Source organism: Bacillus cereus group sp. BfR-BA-01379 (assembly GCF_022663605.1).
Classification (GTDB): domain Bacteria; phylum Bacillota; class Bacilli; order Bacillales; family Bacillaceae_G; genus Bacillus_A; species Bacillus_A mobilis.
This window is the reverse complement of sequence record NZ_JAKUFT010000080.1, coordinates 1-21,014: the sequence shown is the minus strand read 5'-3', so window position 1 is coordinate 21,014 and position 21,014 is coordinate 1. Positions and strand designations below refer to the sequence as shown.

The following is a 21,014-nucleotide window of genomic DNA, read 5'->3' as shown; positions in this document are numbered from 1 at the left end:
TTTTGTTCATCCACAGGTTGCTGAGCGTCGCCGTTCTTTTGCTCATCCGTAGGTTGTTCTGCAGTGTCCTTATTCGTAGTAGGTGAAGCAGGGCTATCTACTTGAACGGGAATTGAAATAGACTTAGCTGTTGTACCTAGAGGGAACGAGAGCTGAACAGATTTTGCACCAGGTTTTAAATCAGGATTGAATACTGTATCAAAATTGATTTTTCCGCTAGCACCTTTGAAATCTTTTACTTGATCGTTAAATACTAGTTTCATTTTGTTATCGTTTGCTGTAACAAAATATTGACCAATAATTTGCTGATCTGCCATCAGATTGCCTTGTTGATTATTTTGAACTTTTAATGCGTTAGGTATTTGGAGCACTGCTGAGTCTGTTTGATGATCTTTTATTGACCAAGCATATTCTAGGTGAATGGTTGATCCTACTTGTATTAAGTTTTTAGGATTTAATGCTTCGTCAATAATATGATTCGTTGCATCTTTCATTTCAACAGTGTCAAATAATGAATTGCCTGTTAATGTTTCCGCTTTTACTTGATTGTATGGAAAACTAGCAAGCTGTGAAAATAGTACGAATACAATTAAACATATATTGAAAAGTTTTTTCATTGTGCCTCCTTTATGAATCCTTCTATTGCATAAAAATGCTTTGTGAAGAGATTGTTTATCATGGATCAATGTGATTTACGTAATGCCTCCTTTACTACGTATACTCTTTAGGGAAAGTATTCATATTCGATGCTTTGTAACGTAAAACAAAATGTATATTCTAATAATATAGGGAATGAATATACAAGTTTCGACAAAAAATGTCGAATAAAATACTGATAAGGAATGATATCAGACCTTTATAGGGTGCGACTTGTTACGTGGTTCTTTATAAAATAGGTACATACAAAAAATATGCAGTGAAAAGCTTAAACTATTTTATAATGATTTGTATTCTTGCAATGTGCAAAGAATCGTTATAAAGGTACGTTTTACGATACACGCTAACCAAAATAATGTATCCTATTGTAAAAAATCGTATTGAGGTAGTAATAAAATGTAGCTTGAATTTGGTCAGGATGAAGAAAATATGTACTGTCTAACAGAGTATACAATTCGTAGATTAAAGCGAAGACAGCGTTTTATAATAAATAGAACGCATTACTTTAATCGATGCTATTAAATAAAAAAAGAAGGTACTCCCTTGATCATCTTTTATGAGAGATAATCATCAATAACCTTCGTTAAAAATTATATACGTAAATGAAAAAGAGTTCAACCGTATTGCTTCTTTTCAAAAAAGTACATAAAAAAGAACCGCTTCCTATTAAGAAGCGGTTCTTTTTTATATTTCTGTTAAAATTATCGGTTCGCCGCGTGTTACGACAACTGTATGTTCGCATTGTGCAACAAGGCTTTTATCAGGTGTAACGAATGTCCAACCATCGTCACCACGCTCGATAATGTGATCAGCTTTCATAGAAATGAATGGTTCTACAGCGATAACAAGACCGTCTTTTAGAAGCGCATTATCCATTGGATCGAAGTAGCTTAAAATGTGGTTTGGTGCTTCATGTAAGCTAAGACCAATACCGTGACCAGTTAAGTTTTGAATCACATTGTATCCATTTTTATGTGCAAAGTTTGAAACAGCACGACCAATTTGGTTTTGTTTTGAACCAGCTTTCACCTTTTTCATTGCTGCCCAAAATGCATCAACAGCTGCTTGGCAAAGCTTTTCTTTTGCTTCATCTTCTCCAAGTACAAATGAAATACCTGTATCTGCATAATAGCCATCAAGTGCAGCAGATACGTCGACATTTACTAAGTCGCCTTCTTTTAATACGCGATCCCCTGGAATACCGTGAGCAACTTCTTCGTTTACACTAATACAAGTTACACCTGGGAAATCATATTCTTTTTCAGGTGCAGAAATAGCACCATGCTCATCTAATACTTTTTTACCGATCAAATCAAGCTCTTTCGTTGTCATACCTGGCTTCGCTTCTTTTTTCATTTCTTCACGTGCAAGCGCAACGATGCGGCCGATTTTTCGTAAGCCTTCTAAATCTTGTTCATTACGAATAATCATGAAAACCACTGTCCTTCCTCGAATATATATCTTACCCGATTGTATCATGTTTATTTTCGTCCTGCTACTCGCTTGCGGTGTGTGGGCTGATTCCTCTCATAAGGAATACATGACAATTGTCATATCGATGTCATGACGCATCATACTGTTTCCTAAGTTTTCCAACACGTACAATGTAAATATAAGAAACAGCGGGGGTGGAGAGATGGAAAAGATTATAGAAGTAAATGGTGTTTCTAAAACATTTAAATATAAAAAGGCAGTAAATAACGTTTCATTTCATGTGAATAAAGGAGAAATCGTAGCACTACTTGGACCAAACGGTGCAGGGAAAACGACGACGATGTCGATGATGCTTGGATTAAAGGATCCGACGGAAGGAACTGTTTCTATATTTGGAAAGAGCCCCAAGCATAGAGATGTTCGTAATAGCCTCGGTGCGATGCTACAAGAAGTAAGTGTCATTGATAGTATTACAGTGGAAGAGGCAATTGAGTTATTCCGTAGTTATTATACGAATCCGGTAGCGAAGGAAACGTTACTACAGTTATCAAATTTAGAATCGGAGCGAAAGCAAAGATGTGAGAAATTATCAGGTGGGCAAAAAAGAAGGTTAAACTTTGCACTCGCACTTGCAGGAAATCCTGATTTGTTATTTTTAGATGAGCCGACAGTTGGAATGGATATTACGTCTCGAAGAACGTTTTGGGAAACAATTCGAAAGTTAGCAAGTGAAGGGAAAACAATTATTTTAACGACGCACTATTTAGAAGAAGCGGATGCATTGGCGAATCGTATTTTATTGTTTGCGAATGGAAAGATTATCGCAGATGGTACACCAGATGAGATGAAGGCGACGATTTCGCGAAAAACAATCAAGTTTTATTCGAAGGAAAGTATTCCTGCAAAATTACTAAAAGAATTACCAAACGTAACAGAAGTACAGTCAAACGATGGGCACTTCACTTTAACAACTGAAGATACAGATGCAACTTTAAAAGCGATTTATCAAAAGAACTTACCTGTAACAGATGTTTCAGTTGAACGTGGAAGTCTTGATGAAGCATTTGAACAGTTTGTCGCAAATCAGGAGGAGGAAATCGCATGAGAGCTTTATGGATGCAATGCAAAATAGAAATTTTACGTACGTTTCGTAATAAATTGTTTATCTTTTTCTCATTACTAATGCCAGTTATGTTTTACTACATTTTCACTAATGTTATTCAAGTGCCACAAAACGGAGATGCGTGGAAAGCACATTATTTAATCTCAATGGCGACGTTCAGTATTGTAGGGACGGCACTTTTTAGTTTCGGTGTAAGGATTTCTCAGGAAAAGGGGCAAGGGTGGACACATTTGTTGAAAATTACACCACTTCCAGAGGGGGCATATATAACGGCCAAAATCATCGCTCAAACGGTAGTGAATGCTTTTTCAATCTTAGTTATCTTTATCGCAGGAATATTAATTAATCATGTTGAGTTAACAGTAGGGCAATGGATTGGTGCTGGATTGTGGTTGTTGTTAGGTGTAACACCATTTTTAGCGTTAGGAACAGTAATAGGTTCTATTAAGAAGGCGGATGCGGCAGCAGGATTAGCAAATATTTTAAATATGTGTTTAGCCATTCTTGGTGGTCTATGGATGCCGATCGAAGTATTCCCGAAAATATTAAGAACGATTGGTGAATGGACACCAACATATCATTTCGGAAGTGGTGCATGGAATATTGTAGCTGGGAAATCAGTTGGTTGGGAAAATATCGCGGTATTAGGAGGTTATTTCCTTATATTTGTTGTAGTATCAATATATATAAGAAAAAGACAGGAAGCGGTATAAATGATAGAGAAGAAGAGGATTGAGATTTTTCCGAAACATATGGGTTTCTTCCCGTATATGTGGCTTGTGTATTTAGCGTTTCCGATTTATGCAATTGTACAAGAGGAGGGCTCAAGGTTAATGTTTGGGGCTGGCATGCTAATTCTTTTTGTATTAGCATACCGGCAGTTGTATTTTGTTACAAAAATGTTCGCAATGTGGGCTTGTTTGCAACTGGTTATAGCCTTGGTATTTAGCTTTTTTTATAGTCCGTATCTTATTTTTTTATGTTTTTTCACATCAAATGCCATAGCATTCGCACCTACGAAAAAAATATTCCGTATATTATTGGGCTTATTAGTTGTAACGCTTATAACATTTGTATATGGTGCGGGTTTTTCATTTACAAGCTTTATAAATACTGTCCCGATGCTTATTTTGATGCTTGTTGCGCCTTTCGGTATGCGCAACTTTAATCAAAAAAAGATGTTAAGAAATCAATTAAACGAGGCAAACGAACAAATTAAAGACTTAGTAAAACGTGAAGAAAGGCAGCGAATTGCAAGGGATCTTCATGATACGTTAGGACATACGTTGTCACTCATTACTTTAAAAAGTCAGCTCGTGGAGAAGTTAATTGTAAAAAATCCGGAGCGCGCAAGTGTGGAAGCAAAGGAAATTACACAAACATCTCGCACGGCATTAAAGCAGCTAAGAGAGTTAATTTCGGATATGCGTATGATTACAGTAGAAGAAGAGATCGAGCAAATAAGGACGATCTTACAAGCGGCTAATATCGAATTAGAAGTAAAACAGGAAGCAAGTTCGAGTTCGTTATCACCTATTGAACAAAATATTTTAGGAATGTGTTTACGGGAAGCTGTGACGAATGTTGTAAAACATAGTAAGGCGACAAAGTGTACAGTCTCTGTATTAGAATCCCAAGGTGAGCTGATCTTGAAAGTAGAAGATAACGGAATCGGTTTAGCAGATCAAGGCCACGATGGGAATGGCATTCGTGGTATGAAAGAGCGCATCGCTCTTATTGATGGGTTTGTTGAACTCGGTACAATCAATCCAGGGACACTATTAACAGTAAAAGTTCCAGTTGTTATTCGAACAGGAAAAGATGAGGTGAGGGCATGATTCGAATTATTATTGCAGAAGATCAGCGGATGCTTCGTGGTGCATTAGGGGCCTTACTTGATCTAGAAGATGATATTGAAGTAATTGGGCAAGCTGCGAATGGGGAAGAGGCGCTAAAATTAATCGAATCGCTACAGCCTGATGTAAGCATCATGGATATTGAAATGCCAATTCAAAGCGGATTAGATGTTGCAGAGATGTTAAAGAAAGAAAAATCAGCATGTAAGGTAATGATTTTAACAACATTTGCACGACCTGGATATTTTGAACGAGCTATGAAAGCTGGCGTGCACGGATATTTATTAAAAGATAGCCCAAGTGAAGATTTAGCTGCATCGATTCGTAATGTAATGAAAGGAAAGCGAGAGATTTCTCAAGATTTAATGTTCGGCTTATGGCAGGAGCAAAACCCGTTATCAGATCGTGAAAAAGAAGTATTGTTACTTGCAAAAGAAGGAAAGACGGCAAATGAAATTGCGAAAGCACTTTATCTTTCACCTGGAACAGTACGTAATTACATTTCTGAAGTATTAACGAAGCTCGATGCGAAAAATAGAATTGAGGCAATTACAATTGCGGAAGAAAAGGGATGGATATGAAAAGAAGTTTACCTATGAGTGGTAAACTTCTTTTTTCTTATAAACAAGCGTTTCACTAGACAATTCGGTCTCAGTTGAATCGTTTGGAATTTGAAGTGTAGTACGTAATGCAGATTTTACTTCATTTTTCGACAAAAAATTTGTTATAGTTAGATTAGGTTGTTGGTCTGAATTTTGGACAACTTTTCCACTAACAGTTGTAATTACTCCATTTTTATCTACTTTTACAATGAAATCTTGACTATATACTTTATAGTTTTTGTAAGTTTGTGCAAGGCGCACTTCGGTTTGATTTCTTTTGTTTCTTTATTTGTAGGTCGAGAATCTACATTCATTTCAGTTGTCAGTTACTCTTGTTGAGATTTAGCCTCGTCTATTTCACTCCTTTAAATACTTTTTCGCTATATTTTTTCGTATCATTTTGAGGTTGTGTTAATTTTTAAATTGTTAAACTAGGCTGAGCAATTTCAACTTTTACTTCATTTCTATCTAGTTCTTGGGTGTGAATAGCTTCTGCTGATAAAGGATAAAGAAGATCGAATGTAACGAAAGCACGGGCAAAGTTCCTATAATGTATCTATAAAACTACTAATCTATTATTGTATGTAAAATGGATTGTATGAAAAATTTGCCGAATTTTATATATATTATGCATTATTTCATATCAAAAATTGTCGAATTCACATTATTGTAGTGGTATGACAACTTAACAAATTAGATTGTTATAATGGGATGGTGAGTAAGTATGCACGCAGAAAAATTAGGAAATGAAATTAAGAAGATTAGGGTAATGAGGGGATTAACACAAAAACAGTTATCCGAGAACATATGTCATCAATCGGAAGTGAGTCGAATTGAATCGGGCGCGGTATACCCAAGTATGGATATATTGCAGGGGATCGCAGCGAAATTACAGGTTCCTATTATTCACTTTTATGAAGTACTTATTTATTCTGATATTGAAAGAAAAAAGTTATTTAAAGATAAAATTCAAATGTTGAGTAAGAAGAAACAATATGCTGAAATTTATAGCATTATTTCAAATGAACTAAAAAAAGAAAAATTTCATCCAGAATTTAATCAGTTTCTTCTTTGGTATTATTATTTATCTGCATACGTTTTACAGAAAATTAATTTTGAATATTGCATTTTAGAGTTAAAAAAAATTGTACATCAATCATACGGAGGGATAGATGTATTTCAAAATTTGTATATTGAAAATTCTATTGCAAGTATTTGTGCGGAAAATAATCAATTAGATAGGGCAATAACTTCATTTCGAGCTATTTTAGAACAATTAGAATCGCTACATAATGATGAAGCATTCACAGTTAAAGTTCGATACAATTATGCAAAAGCCTTATATTTGAGTGATCAGTTTGAAGAGGCATTGTACCAAGTAAATGAAGCGATTGAATCTTCTCGTTATATGGGAAGTATGGAATTAATCGGTCAATTGTATTATCAAAAAGGCGAGTGCCTTGAGAAATTAGAGTGTTCATCAGATGATATTAAAGAAGTGTATAAAAAAGCGTCTTTCTTCTTTGATCTATTAGATTTACATTCGTACAAAGAAACCTTATTAAAAAAAAAGAAGTACTTAAACTAAAATAATTTGAAATATGTATAGTGGTATATTTCGTAAGTTGCATTTACAAGATGGTATCTCCAAAAAATGGGTATGCATAATTGCATAAATGGTGGATAAATTTTCATGATATATTATAAGAAAACAATGTGGGTGATGGAATATGAAAAAATTACTTATTGGTAGTCTATTAACGTTAGCAATGGCATGGGGTATTTCATTAACAGATACAGCTTTAGAGAAAAGCCAAGTAATTTCTCATAATGATCAAGAGGTACAATTAGCTTCAGATTTACCATTTGAACATTAAAAAACAACCGTCACTTAGACGGTTGTTTTTTTGTGGAGTAACCTCCAAACATCTTTACTAGAAACAGGTTTGCTAATAAAGAATCCTTGAATGTGGTCACAGTTTTGTTCATATAAAAACTTCCATTGTTCTTCGGTCTCTACACCTTCCGCAATAACTTCTAAATTTAGTTCTTTAGATAGTGTAATGATGGAGGAGATAATCGCTTCCTCTAAAGGACTATTTGTAATTCCACAAATAAACTCTCGAGCAATTTTTAATGTGTTAATTGGGTATTTTGTTAAATAAGCTAAAGAACTATAACCAGTTCCAAAGTCATCGATTGAAATTTGAATACCGAGATTTTGAAGCTGTTCTAGTTTTGCAACTACAGATTGATTTTGATTAATGGCGATACTTTCTGTAATTTCGATATCTAGTGCTTCTGATTTTAGTTCGGTTTCTTCTAACACCTTTGAAATAGTAGGGATTAAATCTGCATGATTAAATTGAACAACAGATAAATTTACACCAACTTTCAGGTGAGAAAAACCTTGATTATGCCATCTCTTTGCCTCTAAGCAAGCAGTACGTAAAATCCAATTTCCAAGTTCAATAATAAATCCAGTTTCCTCCGCTAGAGGAATGAATTGGGCAGGGGACACGATGCCGAGTTTTGGGTGCTTCCAACGAATTAATGCTTCAAAACCGATAATTTGTTTTGTTGTTGTATTTACTTGTGGCTGGTATTCAAGGAAAAATTCATTTTGTTGTAATGCTTTTGCGAGCTCGCCTTCTAAGAATTGGATCTCATTTTGGGCAATACTCATTTCTTTTGAGAAGAAAACAAATCTATTTTTTCCATTTGCTTTTGCTCGATACATAGCCATATCAGCATTTTTCATTAATTCAGTAACATCGGTTCCATAATCAGGATACATGGCAATTCCGATACTCGGTGTAATAGATAGTTCTTCATCTTTAATGAAGAATGGTTTGTTTAAAATAGTTAAAATCTGTTCAGCTATAAAAGCCGCACTTTTTTCTGAGTACATATCTGGCAATAGAATTGTAAACTCATCTCCACCTTGACGAGCGACGACATCTTTTGAACGTAAGCAACTGCGTAATCTTTTTGCTACTTCAATTAATAATAGATCTCCGACATCGTGTCCAAGTCTATCGTTAATTTTTTTGAATCGATCTAAATCAAGGAACATGACGGCAACATCATTTGCGCTAGTTTGAGCTGTATTTAAAATGTTTTTTAAATCTTTTTCAAACTTTCGACGATTTGGTAACCCAGTAAGCGCATCATGAAAGGCTAAATGTTCTACTTGTTTTTGCTTTTCATATAAAGTTGTAATATCACGTGCTATGCCGAACATCCCAACAACTTCTTTGTTTATGAAAGTAGGGATAAGTGTAATGTGAAGGTAATAGTAATAGCCTTCTTTTTCTTTCGTGCGAACTTCTAAAGTTTGTGGTCTACCTTCTGTTGTTATTTGTAAAGCTTTCTTTAGTAGATCATGGTCTTTTGAGTCAATAAAGTGTAGAAGAGCATAGCTTTCTACTTCACAATAGTAGGCAGTAAATAGGCTTTCACAAGCTGTATTAGATTGCTGGAAAATACCATTCATATTTAAAGAGAAAACGGCATCAGGATGATCTTCGAATAAAGATTTATAGCGTTGTTCACTCTTTGATAACGCAGATGCACCTTCTTCTACTTTGCCTTCTAGTTGTGTAGTCAACTGTTCGTATGTATCGATTAATGCTCGATTATCCTTCCACATATAAAGTTGTCGTAGGAATAATAAGATGAGTGATAATACTAGACCGATTAACATGAACTTATCATTCCAAGGTTGAATAAGAATGAAGGAAAATGTAATGATTATACTGAAATAAGGTAATATAAAACGTACGTAGTCAAAGCGATAATACTTTGTTTTCGTTTCATGCTGCATTGGTTTATCCAATATGTATAGTATGGACGATAAACCAATTAATAAAATTGAAGCAGTATGTATTAAGTAAGAGACTTCAGAAGAAGTTTTCATCCCTGTGTTTAATTGAAACAGATGTATATATCCGTACAAAAGTATGATAGTAAAGCCGATAATTAATGAAATTCTGCTAGCAGAATATTGTTCTCGTCTATATAGGCTAATAACGGCATAAATTACTAATGCTTGTGCAATAAAGTATCCAATTAAAACCCAGTGATCTGTCGTTAGCATGCGAAAGCTTGAAAGGTCCAAAATAAAAGTTAAGGTAAAATAAATATTCATAATAACAATAAAGATGCTATCGAATGAAAATTGAGCAAGGCCTCTAATAGAGTAATACTTTATAAATTTGATAGCAAACCCAGAAAAGAGCAAAATATATTGTATGATGAAAAAAGGTAGTGCCTTATATGAGAATATGACTTGATCATATATAGAAAGTGAATGAAGAAATAAAGTTATTTCCATAGTTAGTCCGCATATGCAAGTGCATAGTAATAAAACCCAAAATAATTTATCGCTACGCTTCATTTTCTTAATAGCTTTATATAAGCAATAGCAAGAAAAGAGTGCAGCAAAACAAAATAAGAAGAGAATTCCGATTTCTTTTATATTCAAGTCCTTAGGGATAAGAAATATCCAAAGGGAAAATATAGTTATATACATCGTGACAAAGTATACATATTTTTTTTGATTAATCATATTATGACTCCGTTTCAATAAAGTTGAATCACAGGTGGAAAATGCTAATTCCAATCATAGCATATAAAATAGAGTGTTTTTTACTAAAAAAATTACTTTTTTTGAAAAAAATAGCTCAACATTACAATTTACCATTGTAATGTTGAGCCATTTATTCTTTTTATTCCTCTTATAGAGGATAATTCATGTATGAATTGCAGCATTGCTAAATCTTTCTGTTTACTTTCAATCATAATATCGAAATTATGATTGATTTTTTTTGCAATTTGTAAGAAAGGCTTAATAAACTCTAAATCAATATATTCAGCATGGGCCCTAAATTCTTTTTTTGATTTAGGGGAGGAAATGTGAACTTTAGGAGGGATATTTGTATGTGACCAAGTTTCAAAAATTGCAGGAAGTAACAATTCTAGCGGTTCCTCGCAAAGGTTTGCTATGTGATGATGATAATCGAATACGAATGGGATCTTTTCTTTTTGGCAAATCGATAAAGTTTCAGCAGTTGTATATGTTTTATCATCGTTTTCAAGCGTCATTTGCTTTTTTATATGTGTAGGAAGTTTTTTTATATTTTCATGGAAACGCCCAACCGCTTGTTCTTTATTTCCATAGGCACCACCTACATGGATATTAATATAGGAAGAATCTGCAATTCCTATTGCATCTAATACTTTATAATGATAGGTCATATCTGTAATCGCGTTAGTTGTAATATGTGGCTTGTCGCTTGTGAATAGCGTAAATTGATTTGGATGAAAACTTACTCGTAAATTGTGTTCTTTAATTAATGCCCCAATTTTACGCCAAAGCGGTTTAAATGCCCCGATATAATCAAACTCGACTTCGGGATGTGTTGCAAGTGGGACGATGGAAGAGGATAAACGATATAACGGAATTTCATGCGCTATATTGTAATGAAGAATACGTATTGTATGCTCAAGATTCTGCCTTGTAACATCGTATAATTTATCTTCTCGTTCTTGTTTGCTGAGCTTTTGAAAGCTTGTAAATGTCATCGTTTTGGCAGGAGAACAGTCCCACAGTGCCATTGCATGTGAGACATATCCAAACCGCATAATCATATGTGATACACCTCTTTTTACTCATTATCTTTCCTATAAGAAGAAAGCAAATATCGTTCCTATCCATTCTTTTCCCCTATCAATAAGGGAATGCGGGCTAACATCTTTAAAGGAAAGTAAGGATGCATTTTTTAGATCTTCATGGAATTTATTTTTTACTATTTGTATAAAATGTTTATCATATAAAAGGCAGTTGATTTCATGATTAATATATAAACTTCTCATATCAAAGTTTGCAGTTCCGATATCACAGATATAATCGTCCGCTATAATAACTTTAGCGTGAAAAAAACCTTGTTGAAATGCGTAAATATTGCACCCAGCTTGTATTAACTTTCGGCAATATGGAAATTTTGCTTCTCGAACAAGGGCATGATCAGCTTTTTCTGGAACGAGAATCGTGATTTGAACCCCACGTTTTCGTGCTTTTAATAATGCGTTCATAATTTTTTTCCCAGGAATGAAATATGGTGTACCGATAAAGAGTTCATCTTTCGTATTTTCAATTAAGTGTAAAAAAGTATGTTGTAAATATGCCCCATCGGTCGGAATAAATTGATGTTGGATGGTACCAGGTTGCAGTTTCGGAAAATAAAGAGAAGTATCCAATAAGTTTTGGTTTGTATCATCAAACCAGTCATGTAAAAATTGTTTTTGTAAATCTTGTACACCTTCGCCTGTAAGACGTAAATGATAATCGCGCCATAATCCTAATTTTTGATTATGCCCTAAATATTCTTCTCCAATATTAAATCCACCAATATAACCAATTTCCCCGTCAATAACTGTAATTTTTCTATGATTTCTTTGATTTGCAGAAAAGAAAAGGAACGGAAATTTCACTTTATGACAAAATGAAAAAGAGACGCCGTGTTTTTGTAAGGAATGAATTGCCTCGTTTGATAAATGATGGCTTCCCAATCGATCGAGTAAAAGTCTTACTTCAATTCCTTCCCGTGCCCTATCGATAAGTAACTTTAAAAATTCACGACTGATTTTATCGTTTTTTACAATGAAGAACAAAACGTGCACATGGTGCCTAGCTTGTTGTATATCAGTAAATAAAGCATCATATAAATCTTGCCCGTATGTATAAAGGTGAAAATGACTTTGACGTAAAGGGAAAGTACGAGAGCGCACACGCTTTAAATGAAGAATTCTCCCATATAAAAGGTCAATTGTGATCCAAAGAGTAACGCATAGTAACAAGAGAGATAAGAAGAACATAAGTGAATTCCCTCCTTTGCATTTTTTTCACCTTCATTTTGCTGGTTGCTCGGTAAAGCCTGATTGGTGAGGCTAATAATCAGTAGGGAATAAACAGCTCTTTACTGATTAAAGTTTCACTTTATAGTTTCACCGAAATAAACAGCTTTATGAAAAAATATGTTGTTGTATAACAAAAAACTGTTGACTGAATGCTCACTCATTATATAATGAAGATAGGGGAAAAGATTCAGAAAATTATATGTTTTTGAAGATTCTAAAAAAGAAAGAGAGCTTACAAAGAGAGGGGTAGCATAAAAATGAATAGTTTACTGATCATGAATTGGCTGGCTGCCATTGCTGTTATTGCTTATGCGGGATATTTGTTTGTGTATCTTATACGAACGAGGATGGCCTACATACAGTTAGGAAAAAAAATTGAATTTGACCGTCGTTTTAAAGAGCGTTGGGATCTCCTTAAGGTCAATGTTTTCGGTCAGAAAAAGCTGCTGAAAGATAAGAAGAGCGGCATTATTCACGTTATGTTCTTTTACGGATTTATTCTTGTCCAATTTGGAGCAATTGACTTCGTTTGGAAAGGACTCGCACCAGGATCACATCTTCCACTTGGACCACTATACCCTGCATTTACATTCTTCCAGGAAATTGTCACACTTGTTATTTTAATTGCAGTCTTTTGGGCTTTTCATAGACGTTATGTTGAGAAGCTAGTTCGTTTAAAACGTAATTTCAAATCAGGTCTTGTTCTTATCTTTATTGGTGGCTTAATGGTTTCTGTGCTACTCGGTAATGGGATGGGAATTATATGGCACGGCGAGGAACTTTCATGGAGTGAACCAATCGCTTCTGCGATCGCTTACGTTTTCTCGGGAATAAATGAAACCGTAGCCATCTCTGTGTTCTATTTCTCTTGGTGGGTGCATCTACTAATTTTGTTAACATTTTTAGTGTATGTTCCACAATCAAAACACGCGCATTTAATTGCGGGACCAGCAAACGTTTTCTTCGGTCGTCTTTCAAATCCAGGGAAACTTGAAAAGATTGACTTTGAAGATGAAACGCAAGAAACATTTGGTGTTGGTAAAATTGAAGATTTTAGACAAAATCAGCTTATTGATTTATACGCTTGCGTAGAGTGTGGTCGCTGTACAAATATGTGCCCAGCAACAGGAACAGGGAAAATGTTATCGCCGATGGATTTAATTTTAAAACTTCGCGATCATTTAACTGATAAAGGAGCAGCAGTGACATCAAAAGCACCGTGGGTTCCAGTAGTTGCTTTTAATAATACGCAAGGAAATCAGTTAGCAATGATGGCAGCTGGAAAAGGACAACAAGAATCAGCGGCTACAACGCTAGCTTACGATCCGAGTTTAATCGGAGATGTTATTACGGAGGAAGAGATTTGGGCTTGTACAACGTGCCGTAACTGTGAAGACCAGTGTCCGGTTATGAATGAGCATGTTGACAAAATTATTGATTTACGCCGCTACCTCGTTTTAACAGAAGGAAAGATGGACGCGGAAGCGCAGCGCGCGATGACGAATATCGAGCGTCAAGGGAATCCGTGGGGACTGAACCGTAAAGAGCGTGAAACTTGGCGCCAAGGTGATGATGAAGTAACGGTTCCAACTGTAAAAGAAAAATCGAAAGCTGGCGAGGAATTTGAATATTTATTCTGGGTTGGTTCAATGGGATCATATGATAATCGTAGTCAGAAGATTGCAATATCATTTGCGAAGTTAATGAACGAAGCAGGCATTTCATTCGCGATACTTGGTAATAAAGAAAAGAATTCTGGAGATACGCCGCGACGTCTTGGAAATGAATTTGTCTTCCAAGAGATGGCGACAAAGAATATCGAGGAATTTGAAAAAGCAGGAGTGAAGAAAATCGTTACGATTGATCCTCACGCTTATAACACATTTAAAAATGAGTATCCAGACTTTGGCTTGCAAGCAGAAGTCTATCATCATACAGAATTGTTAGCTCAGTGGGTGAAAGAAGGACGCTTAAAACCTGTTCACGCAATTGAGGAAACAGTTACGTACCATGATTCCTGTTATTTAGGAAGATACAACGAAGTATACGAAGCACCGCGCGACATTTTGAAAGCAATTCCTGGTGTGAATCTTGTAGAAATGGCACGAAACCGTGAAACAGGAATGTGTTGTGGCGCAGGTGGTGGCCTAATGTGGATGGAAGAGACAGCAGGTTCACGTATTAACGTTGCTCGTACAGAACAAGCACTAGCTGTAGAGCCATCCATTATTGGTACAGGTTGTCCATATTGCTTAACGATGATTAGTGATGGGACGAAAGCGAAAGAAGTAGAAGAGAAGGTTCAAACTCTTGATGTAACAGAGATTTTAGAACGCTCTGTTATCGGACAGAAGAAAGAAGCGATGTAATCTGCAAGCATGAATACAACTTTAGAGAGAGGTGCAATCATTGCACCTCTTCTCAACGTAACAATACCGAGCGAGCGCTCGGTTCTAAAAAAAGAGATGGGGGAAATAGATATGAGTAAAACAGTTATTTTAAGTGCTGCAAGAACACCGGTTGGGAAATTTGGAGGATCTTTAAAAGACGTAAAAGCAACAGAACTTGGGGGAATTGCAATTAAAGCAGCGCTTGAAAGAGCAAACGTTTCTGCTAATGATGTGGAAGAAGTTATATTCGGAACAGTTATTCAAGGTGGACAGGGACAAATTCCATCACGCCAAGCTGCGAGGGCTGCTGGAATCCCTTGGGAAGTGCAGACGGAAACAGTGAATAAAGTTTGTGCATCAGGGCTTCGTGCGGTTACGTTAGCGGATCAAATTATTCGTACTGGCGACCAATCACTTATTGTAGCTGGTGGTATGGAGTCGATGAGTAACAGTCCTTACATTTTACGCGGAGCAAGATGGGGATACAGAATGGGCAACAACGAAGTAATCGATTTAAACGTTGCTGACGGTTTAACATGCGCATTTTCAGGTATACACATGGGTGTTTATGGTGGAGAAGTTGCGAAGGAAGATGGGATCTCTCGCGAAGCGCAAGATGAATGGGCATATCGTAGTCATCAACGTGCGGTGTCAGCACATAAAGAAGGACGTTTTGAAGAGGAAATTGTGCCAGTAACGATTCCGCAAAGAAAAGGCGATCCTATTGTCGTTGCAAAGGATGAGGCGCCACGCGCGGATACAACGATTGAAAAATTAGCGAAATTAAAACCTGTATTTGATAAGACGTCAGCAGTGACAGCGGGTAATGCGCCAGGACTAAATGATGGTGGTGCTGCACTTGTACTAATGAGCGAAGACAGAGCAAAGCAAGAAGGAAGAAAGCCATTAGCAACAATTTTGGCACATACAGCAATTGCAGTGGAGTCTAAAGATTTCCCAAGAACGCCAGGTTATGCAATTAACGAATTGTTGAAAAAAACAGGCAAGACAATTGAAGATATCGATTTATTCGAGATTAATGAAGCATTTGCAGCGGTAGCAATTGCAAGTACAGAGATTGCAGGAATTGACCCAGACAAATTGAATGTAAATGGCGGCGCAGTGGCAATGGGACATCCAATTGGAGCAAGTGGAGCACGTATTATCGTTACACTTATCCACGCACTGAAGCAGCGCGGCGGCGGAATTGGAATTGCTTCGATTTGTAGCGGTGGCGGTCAAGGTGATGCAATTATGATTGAAGTTCGTTAATTTACGTGTAGGTAATTTTTGATGTATTAACAATTTATATTAAGGGGGAAGAAAGAATGGGTGTACAAAAAATAGTTGTAATTGGTGCGGGACAAATGGGATCGGGAATTGCGCAAGTATGTGCAATGGCAGGATATGATGTGAAGGTACAAGATTTAAAACAAGAGCAATTAGACAGAGGATTGGCTATTATTACGAAAAACTTAGCGCGCCAAGTAGAAAAAGGACGCATGAAGGAAGAAGAGAAGGAAGCAACGCTAAATCGCCTTACAGTAACGCTTGATTTAGATTGTGTGAAGGAAACGGATCTTATTATTGAAGCAGCTGTTGAGAAAATGGATATTAAAAAGAAAATCTTTGCAAATCTAGATGAAATTGCTCCAGAACACGCAATTTTAGCGACGAATACGTCATCTCTACCAATTACAGAAATTGCAGCGGTAACGAAACGTCCGGAGAAAGTAATCGGTATGCACTTTATGAATCCGGTTCCGGTTATGAAGCTTGTTGAGATTATTCGTGGTTTGGCTACAGATGATGCGGTATATGAAACGATTGAGGATATTACGAAGAAAATCGGGAAAGTACCAGTTGAAGTAAATGATTTCCCAGGGTTTGTATCGAACCGTATTTTATTGCCGATGATTAACGAAGCGATCTATACGTTATATGAAGGTGTAGCGACGAAAGAAGCGATTGATGAAGTAATGAAACTCGGTATGAATCATCCGATGGGGCCTTTAACGCTCGCTGATTTTATCGGTTTAGATACATGTTTATACATTATGGAAGTGTTGCATGAAGGCTTAGGTGATAGTAAATATCGCCCATGTCCATTATTACGCAAGTATGTGAATGCAGGATGGTTAGGACGTAAAACGGGTCGTGGTTTCTACGTTTACGAATAAAATCCTCCCTTTATTAAAATAGTGGTCTTACCAAATTGTTAAAAAGATATATAGCAAATGGAGGCGAAGTACATGAATTTTCATTTTACTGAAGAGCAACAAATGATGAGGAAAATGGTTCGAGATTTTGCGCAGAAGGAAATAGCTCCCTTTGTTCCTAGTATGGAACAAGGGGTGTTCCCGAAAGGGATTTTGCAAAAGATGGGTGAGCTTGGACTAATGGGTATTCCAGCGCCTGCAAAATATGGCGGGGCAGAAATGGATTTTATTTCTTACATTTTAGCAATTGAGGAAATTTCAAAGGTAAGTGCAACGGTTGGTGTAATTTTAGCTGTACATACGTCAGTTGGAATGAATCCGATTTTATACTTCGGAACAGAAGACCAGAAGCAGAAATATGTTTCTAAACTAGCGACTGGTGAGTATTTAGGTGCATTTGCATTAACAGAACCAAATGCAGGGTCAGATGCAGGGAGTTTGAAATCAAGAGCTGTAAAGAAAGACGATCACTACATTATTAATGGATCGAAAGTATTTATTACAAATGGCGGTGAAGCAAGTACATACATTGTATTCGCTTCTACAAATCCAGAGGCAGGAAAAAGTGGGATTTCTGCATTTATAGTAGAGAAAGATACACCGGGCTTAATTATTGGAAAAGATGAGCACAAAATGGGACTTCTTGGTTCTCGCACAGTACAACTTACGTTCGAAGATATGAAAGTGCCGGCTGAGAATTTACTTGGTGAAGAAGGACAAGGATTTAAGGTAGCGATGGCGAATTTAGATGTTGGACGAATTGGAATTGGTGCACAGGCTTTAGGAATTGCGGAAGCAGCGCTTGCATGTGCAATTGATTATGCGAAAGAACGTGAGCAATTCGGAAAGCCAATTGCGGCGCAACAAGGAATCGGATTCAAACTTGCAGATATGGCAACTAGTGTAGAAGCATCGCGATTACTTGTATACAGAGCAGCATCGCTAAGAGCGCAAGGATTACCATGCGGTAAAGAGGCTTCTATTGCGAAGTTATTCGCTTCTAAGACGGCTGTCGAAGTTGCGATTGAAGCGGTGCAAGTATTTGGTGGTTACGGTTATACGAAAGACTATCCAGTAGAACGATTTTTCCGTGATGCGAAAATCACGCAAATATATGAAGGAACGAGTGAAATACAAAAACTCGTTATTAGCAGAGCTTTATAAAAGAACTAGGGGGAGACGGGCATGCATTTTAAACTATCAGAAGAACATGAAATGATAAGAAAAATGGTTCGGGATTTTGCTAAGAACGAAGTAGCACCGACGGCAGCTGAGCGTGATGAAGAAGAGAGATTTGATCGCGCGCTATTTGATCAAATGGCAGAGCTTGGTTTAACCGGCATTCCGTGGCCTGAAGAATACGGCGGAATTGGAAGCGATTACTTAGCGTATGTAATTGCTATCGAAGAATTATCTCGTGTTTGTGCTTCAACAGGTGTAACGCTGTCTGCACATACTTCACTTGCTGGTTGGCCAATTTTTAAATTCGGAACGGAAGAACAAAAGCAAAAGTTTTTACGACCGATGGCTGAAGGGAAGAAAATTGGTGCATACGGCTTAACAGAGCCGAGTTCTGGTTCGGATGCTGGCGGAATGAAGACAACTGCGAAACGAGATAGAGACCATTACATTTTAAATGGATCGAAAATCTTTATTACAAATGGCGGTATTGCTGATATTTATGTTGTTTTTGCGTTAACTGATCCTGAATCGAAGCAGCGTGGTACGAGCGCGTTTATTGTGGAAAGTGATACACCAGGATTTTCAGTTGGGAAGAAGGAAAGTAAGTTAGGGATTCGCTCTTCACCAACAACTGAAATTATGTTTGAAGATTGCCGTATTCCTGTAGAGAATCTACTAGGGGAAGAGGGCCAAGGATTTAAAGTTGCGATGCAAACATTAGATGGCGGCCGTAATGGTATTGCCGCGCAAGCAGTCGGTATTGCGCAAGGGGCTTTAGATGCTTCTGTAGAATATGCAAGGGAGCGTCATCAGTTTGGGAAACCAATTGCGGCGCAGCAAGGAATTGGCTTTAAACTTGCAGATATGGCAACGGATGTGGAGGCGGCGCGTCTTCTAACATACCAAGCGGCTTGGCTTGAATCGGAAGGGCTTCCGTACGGGAAAGAGTCAGCGATGTCAAAAGTATTTGCAGGCGATACAGCGATGAAGGTGACGACTGAAGCAGTACAAGTATTTGGTGGTTACGGTTATACGAAAGATTATCCAGTAGAGCGTTATATGCGCGATGCAAAGATTACACAAATATATGAGGGAACACAAGAGATTCAAAGGCTTGTAATTTCTCGTATGTTAACGAAGTAGGAACGAAAGCGTAGGTATTTTCCTACGCTTTTTCCTTCCAAAAAATAATAGAGAGAGGTGAAGGGAATGGTTAAACATAATGTACATGCGTCCGTGAAAGATGAAAAATTAGTTGCGTTAAGACGTGAACAAATGATTAAAGGTGCGGTGCAATTGTTTAAGCAAAAAGGGTTCCCACGTACAACAACGAGAGAGATTGCGAAGGCGGCTGGGTTTAGTATTGGAACACTTTATGAGTACATTCGTACAAAAGATGATGTTTTATATTTAGTTTGTGATAGTATTTATGAGCATGTAAAAGAAAGATTAGAGGAAGTAGTGTGTACAGAAAAAGGGAGTATAGAAAGTTTAAAGATAGCAATAACGAATTACTTTAAAGTGATGGACGAATTGCAGGAAGAAGTATTAATAATGTATCAAGAGGTACGTTTTTTACCGAAAGAATCACTCCCGTACGTATTAGAAAAAGAATTTCAAATGGTCGGGATGTTTGAGAATATTTTAGAGCAGTGTACAGAAAATGGGACATTTGCATTAAATAAAAAAGAGATACAGCTTCTTGCACATAACATTTTCATACAAGGACAAATGTGGGGGTTTAGACGTTGGGCCCTGCAAAAACTGTATACGCTTGAAGAATATACAGAAATGCAAATTAGGTATGTACTGCAAGGAGCGCATATGTTTCCGAAATAAGGAATAGACAAATTATAATTTTATTACCATATTAAAGTTTCCCGTTTTTTTTGTAGCATATTTGTGCGACTTTTGTTTATAATGAATAGTATGGATTTTTTTAAGCAGACCGTTATATATAAGGTTATATTTGAAGAAAGGAAGTGCCGCATAAGTGAATTTTAAGCAATATTCACCAGAAGAGCTAAAAGAATGTTCAATGATTGAAGTTGTACATAGCGTTTTAGGGGATAAAAGACAAGCAACGACATTCAACGAGTTGGTTCAAGAAATCGCTCAAGTGCTGGGACTATCTCAAGAGCAAGTTAATGCGAAACTCGCACAATTTTATACAGATTTAAACATCGATGGACGTTTCATTAATTTAGGAGAAAATCGTTGGGGGCTACGCAGCTGGTACCCATATGAGCAAATTGATGAAGAAATCTTGCCTCAACCAAAACCGAAGAAGAAACGTAAAGTTGAAGAAGACGGTTTTGACGACTACATTGAAGAAGATGAAGACTTCGACGATGCAGACGGAAATGAAGAAGAAGAGGTAGAAGATTTGGACAAGGTTCTTGAAGAAGAAGACGGAGATGACGAAGATCTTGATGATTTAGATGAAGATGATGACGATGACTTCGCCGAAGAAGAACTTGAGTACGATGAAACTGAAGAAGAAGAAGAGGAAGAACTGTAGTTCTTGACTTTTCATTATCGTCCATGTAGAATCATTTTTGGGCTCTTTAAAAAAGGACGATAATACTTTTAAAGTGTAAATATAAAAGAAAATTGCTCCCTACTTATTA

18 protein-coding genes and 1 pseudogene are annotated in these 21,014 nt (G+C 36.7%); 13 read left to right on the top strand and 6 right to left on the bottom strand.

The window, feature by feature from the left end; genetic code table 11:
- Positions 1–617: Ig-like domain-containing protein (locus MR113_RS22925; protein ID WP_242256972.1), on the bottom strand; the 617-nt coding region annotated here is incomplete at its 3' end.
- 724 nt (positions 618–1,341) lie between these two features.
- Positions 1,342–2,136 (bottom strand): type I methionyl aminopeptidase, encoded by a 795-nt coding sequence (map, locus tag MR113_RS22920; RefSeq protein ID WP_002096176.1) that lies wholly within the window; start codon positions 2,134–2,136, stop codon positions 1,342–1,344.
- Positions 2,137–2,293: 157 nt separating this feature from the next.
- Between map and MR113_RS22915 the strand changes: the two genes are divergently transcribed.
- The 4 genes from MR113_RS22915 to MR113_RS22900 are packed head-to-tail and all read left to right on the top strand — an operon-like array spanning position 2,294 to position 5,651.
- Positions 2,294–3,196: an ABC transporter ATP-binding protein gene (locus MR113_RS22915; RefSeq protein WP_242256971.1), complete on the top strand. Its 903-nt coding sequence runs from the start codon at positions 2,294–2,296 to the stop codon at positions 3,194–3,196.
- Positions 3,193–3,927 carry an ABC transporter permease gene (locus MR113_RS22910; RefSeq protein WP_242256970.1) on the top strand — a complete coding sequence of 245 codons (735 nt, stop codon included), beginning with the start codon at positions 3,193–3,195 and terminating at the stop codon, positions 3,925–3,927. The genes MR113_RS22915 and MR113_RS22910 overlap by 4 nt, the downstream gene beginning before the upstream one ends.
- The gene (locus MR113_RS22905) at positions 3,928–5,052 is read left to right on the top strand and encodes a sensor histidine kinase (protein ID WP_242256969.1); all 1,125 of its coding nucleotides are present in this window, start codon (positions 3,928–3,930) and stop codon (positions 5,050–5,052) included.
- Positions 5,049–5,651, top strand: coding sequence for a response regulator transcription factor (locus MR113_RS22900; protein ID WP_242256968.1), 603 nt, complete (start codon positions 5,049–5,051; stop codon positions 5,649–5,651). Before MR113_RS22905 ends, MR113_RS22900 begins: the two co-directional genes overlap by 4 nt.
- 15 nt (positions 5,652–5,666) lie before the next feature.
- Here the strand turns inward: MR113_RS22900 and MR113_RS22895 are convergent.
- Positions 5,667–6,228: pseudogene (locus tag MR113_RS22895) on the bottom strand (M4 family metallopeptidase); the annotation flags it as partial.
- Between the two features lie 168 nt (positions 6,229–6,396).
- Here MR113_RS22895 and MR113_RS22890 point away from each other — a divergent pair.
- Both MR113_RS22890 and papR read left to right on the top strand, forming a co-directional pair.
- Positions 6,397–7,260: a helix-turn-helix domain-containing protein gene (locus MR113_RS22890; protein WP_242256967.1), complete on the top strand. Its 864-nt coding sequence runs from the start codon at positions 6,397–6,399 to the stop codon at positions 7,258–7,260.
- A gap of 142 nt (positions 7,261–7,402) precedes the next feature.
- Entirely contained in the window at positions 7,403–7,549 is a 147-nt protein-coding gene (papR, locus tag MR113_RS22885) for a quorum-sensing peptide PapR (RefSeq protein ID WP_000734740.1), read from the top strand.
- A 14-nt stretch (positions 7,550–7,563) separates the two neighbouring features.
- On the opposite strand, the gene MR113_RS22880 is transcribed toward papR, so the two are convergent.
- The 3 genes from MR113_RS22880 to cls all read right to left on the bottom strand — a co-directional run bounded on the left by MR113_RS22880 (position 7,564) and on the right by cls (position 12,551).
- The gene (locus tag MR113_RS22880) at positions 7,564–10,242 is read right to left on the bottom strand and encodes a DUF4084 domain-containing protein (protein ID WP_242256966.1); all 2,679 of its coding nucleotides are present in this window, start codon (positions 10,240–10,242) and stop codon (positions 7,564–7,566) included.
- Between the two features lie 128 nt (positions 10,243–10,370).
- The gene (gene uvsE, locus MR113_RS22875) at positions 10,371–11,324 is read right to left on the bottom strand and encodes a UV DNA damage repair endonuclease UvsE (RefSeq protein WP_242256965.1); all 954 of its coding nucleotides are present in this window, start codon (positions 11,322–11,324) and stop codon (positions 10,371–10,373) included.
- A gap of 33 nt (positions 11,325–11,357) precedes the next feature.
- Positions 11,358–12,551, bottom strand: a complete 1,194-nt coding sequence (cls, locus tag MR113_RS22870) for a cardiolipin synthase (RefSeq protein WP_242256964.1) — start codon at positions 12,549–12,551, stop codon at positions 11,358–11,360.
- A gap of 299 nt (positions 12,552–12,850) precedes the next feature.
- Here cls and MR113_RS22865 point away from each other — a divergent pair, with 299 nt between their 5' ends.
- The 7 genes from MR113_RS22865 (at position 12,851) to rpoE (ending at position 20,905) form a co-directional block, all read left to right on the top strand.
- On the top strand, positions 12,851–14,962 hold the full coding sequence (locus MR113_RS22865) for a (Fe-S)-binding protein (protein WP_242240742.1): 2,112 nt from the start codon (positions 12,851–12,853) through the stop codon (positions 14,960–14,962).
- Positions 14,963–14,971: 9 nt separating this feature from the next.
- Entirely contained in the window at positions 14,972–16,255 is a 1,284-nt protein-coding gene (locus MR113_RS22860) for an acetyl-CoA C-acetyltransferase (RefSeq protein WP_242256963.1), read from the top strand.
- A gap of 56 nt (positions 16,256–16,311) precedes the next feature.
- Positions 16,312–17,163: a 3-hydroxybutyryl-CoA dehydrogenase gene (locus tag MR113_RS22855; RefSeq protein WP_242256962.1), complete on the top strand. Its 852-nt coding sequence runs from the start codon at positions 16,312–16,314 to the stop codon at positions 17,161–17,163.
- A gap of 72 nt (positions 17,164–17,235) precedes the next feature.
- Positions 17,236–18,366 carry an acyl-CoA dehydrogenase gene (locus MR113_RS22850; protein WP_242256961.1) on the top strand — a complete coding sequence of 377 codons (1,131 nt, stop codon included), beginning with the start codon at positions 17,236–17,238 and terminating at the stop codon, positions 18,364–18,366.
- A gap of 21 nt (positions 18,367–18,387) precedes the next feature.
- Entirely contained in the window at positions 18,388–19,527 is a 1,140-nt protein-coding gene (gene acdA, locus MR113_RS22845; protein WP_242256960.1) for an acyl-CoA dehydrogenase AcdA, read from the top strand.
- Positions 19,528–19,593: 66 nt separating this feature from the next.
- Positions 19,594–20,223: a TetR/AcrR family transcriptional regulator gene (locus MR113_RS22840; protein WP_097817085.1), complete on the top strand. Its 630-nt coding sequence runs from the start codon at positions 19,594–19,596 to the stop codon at positions 20,221–20,223.
- A 154-nt stretch (positions 20,224–20,377) separates the two neighbouring features.
- Entirely contained in the window at positions 20,378–20,905 is a 528-nt protein-coding gene (gene rpoE / locus MR113_RS22835; protein WP_097817084.1) for a DNA-directed RNA polymerase subunit delta, read from the top strand.
- Positions 20,906–21,014: the final 109 nt, after the last annotated feature.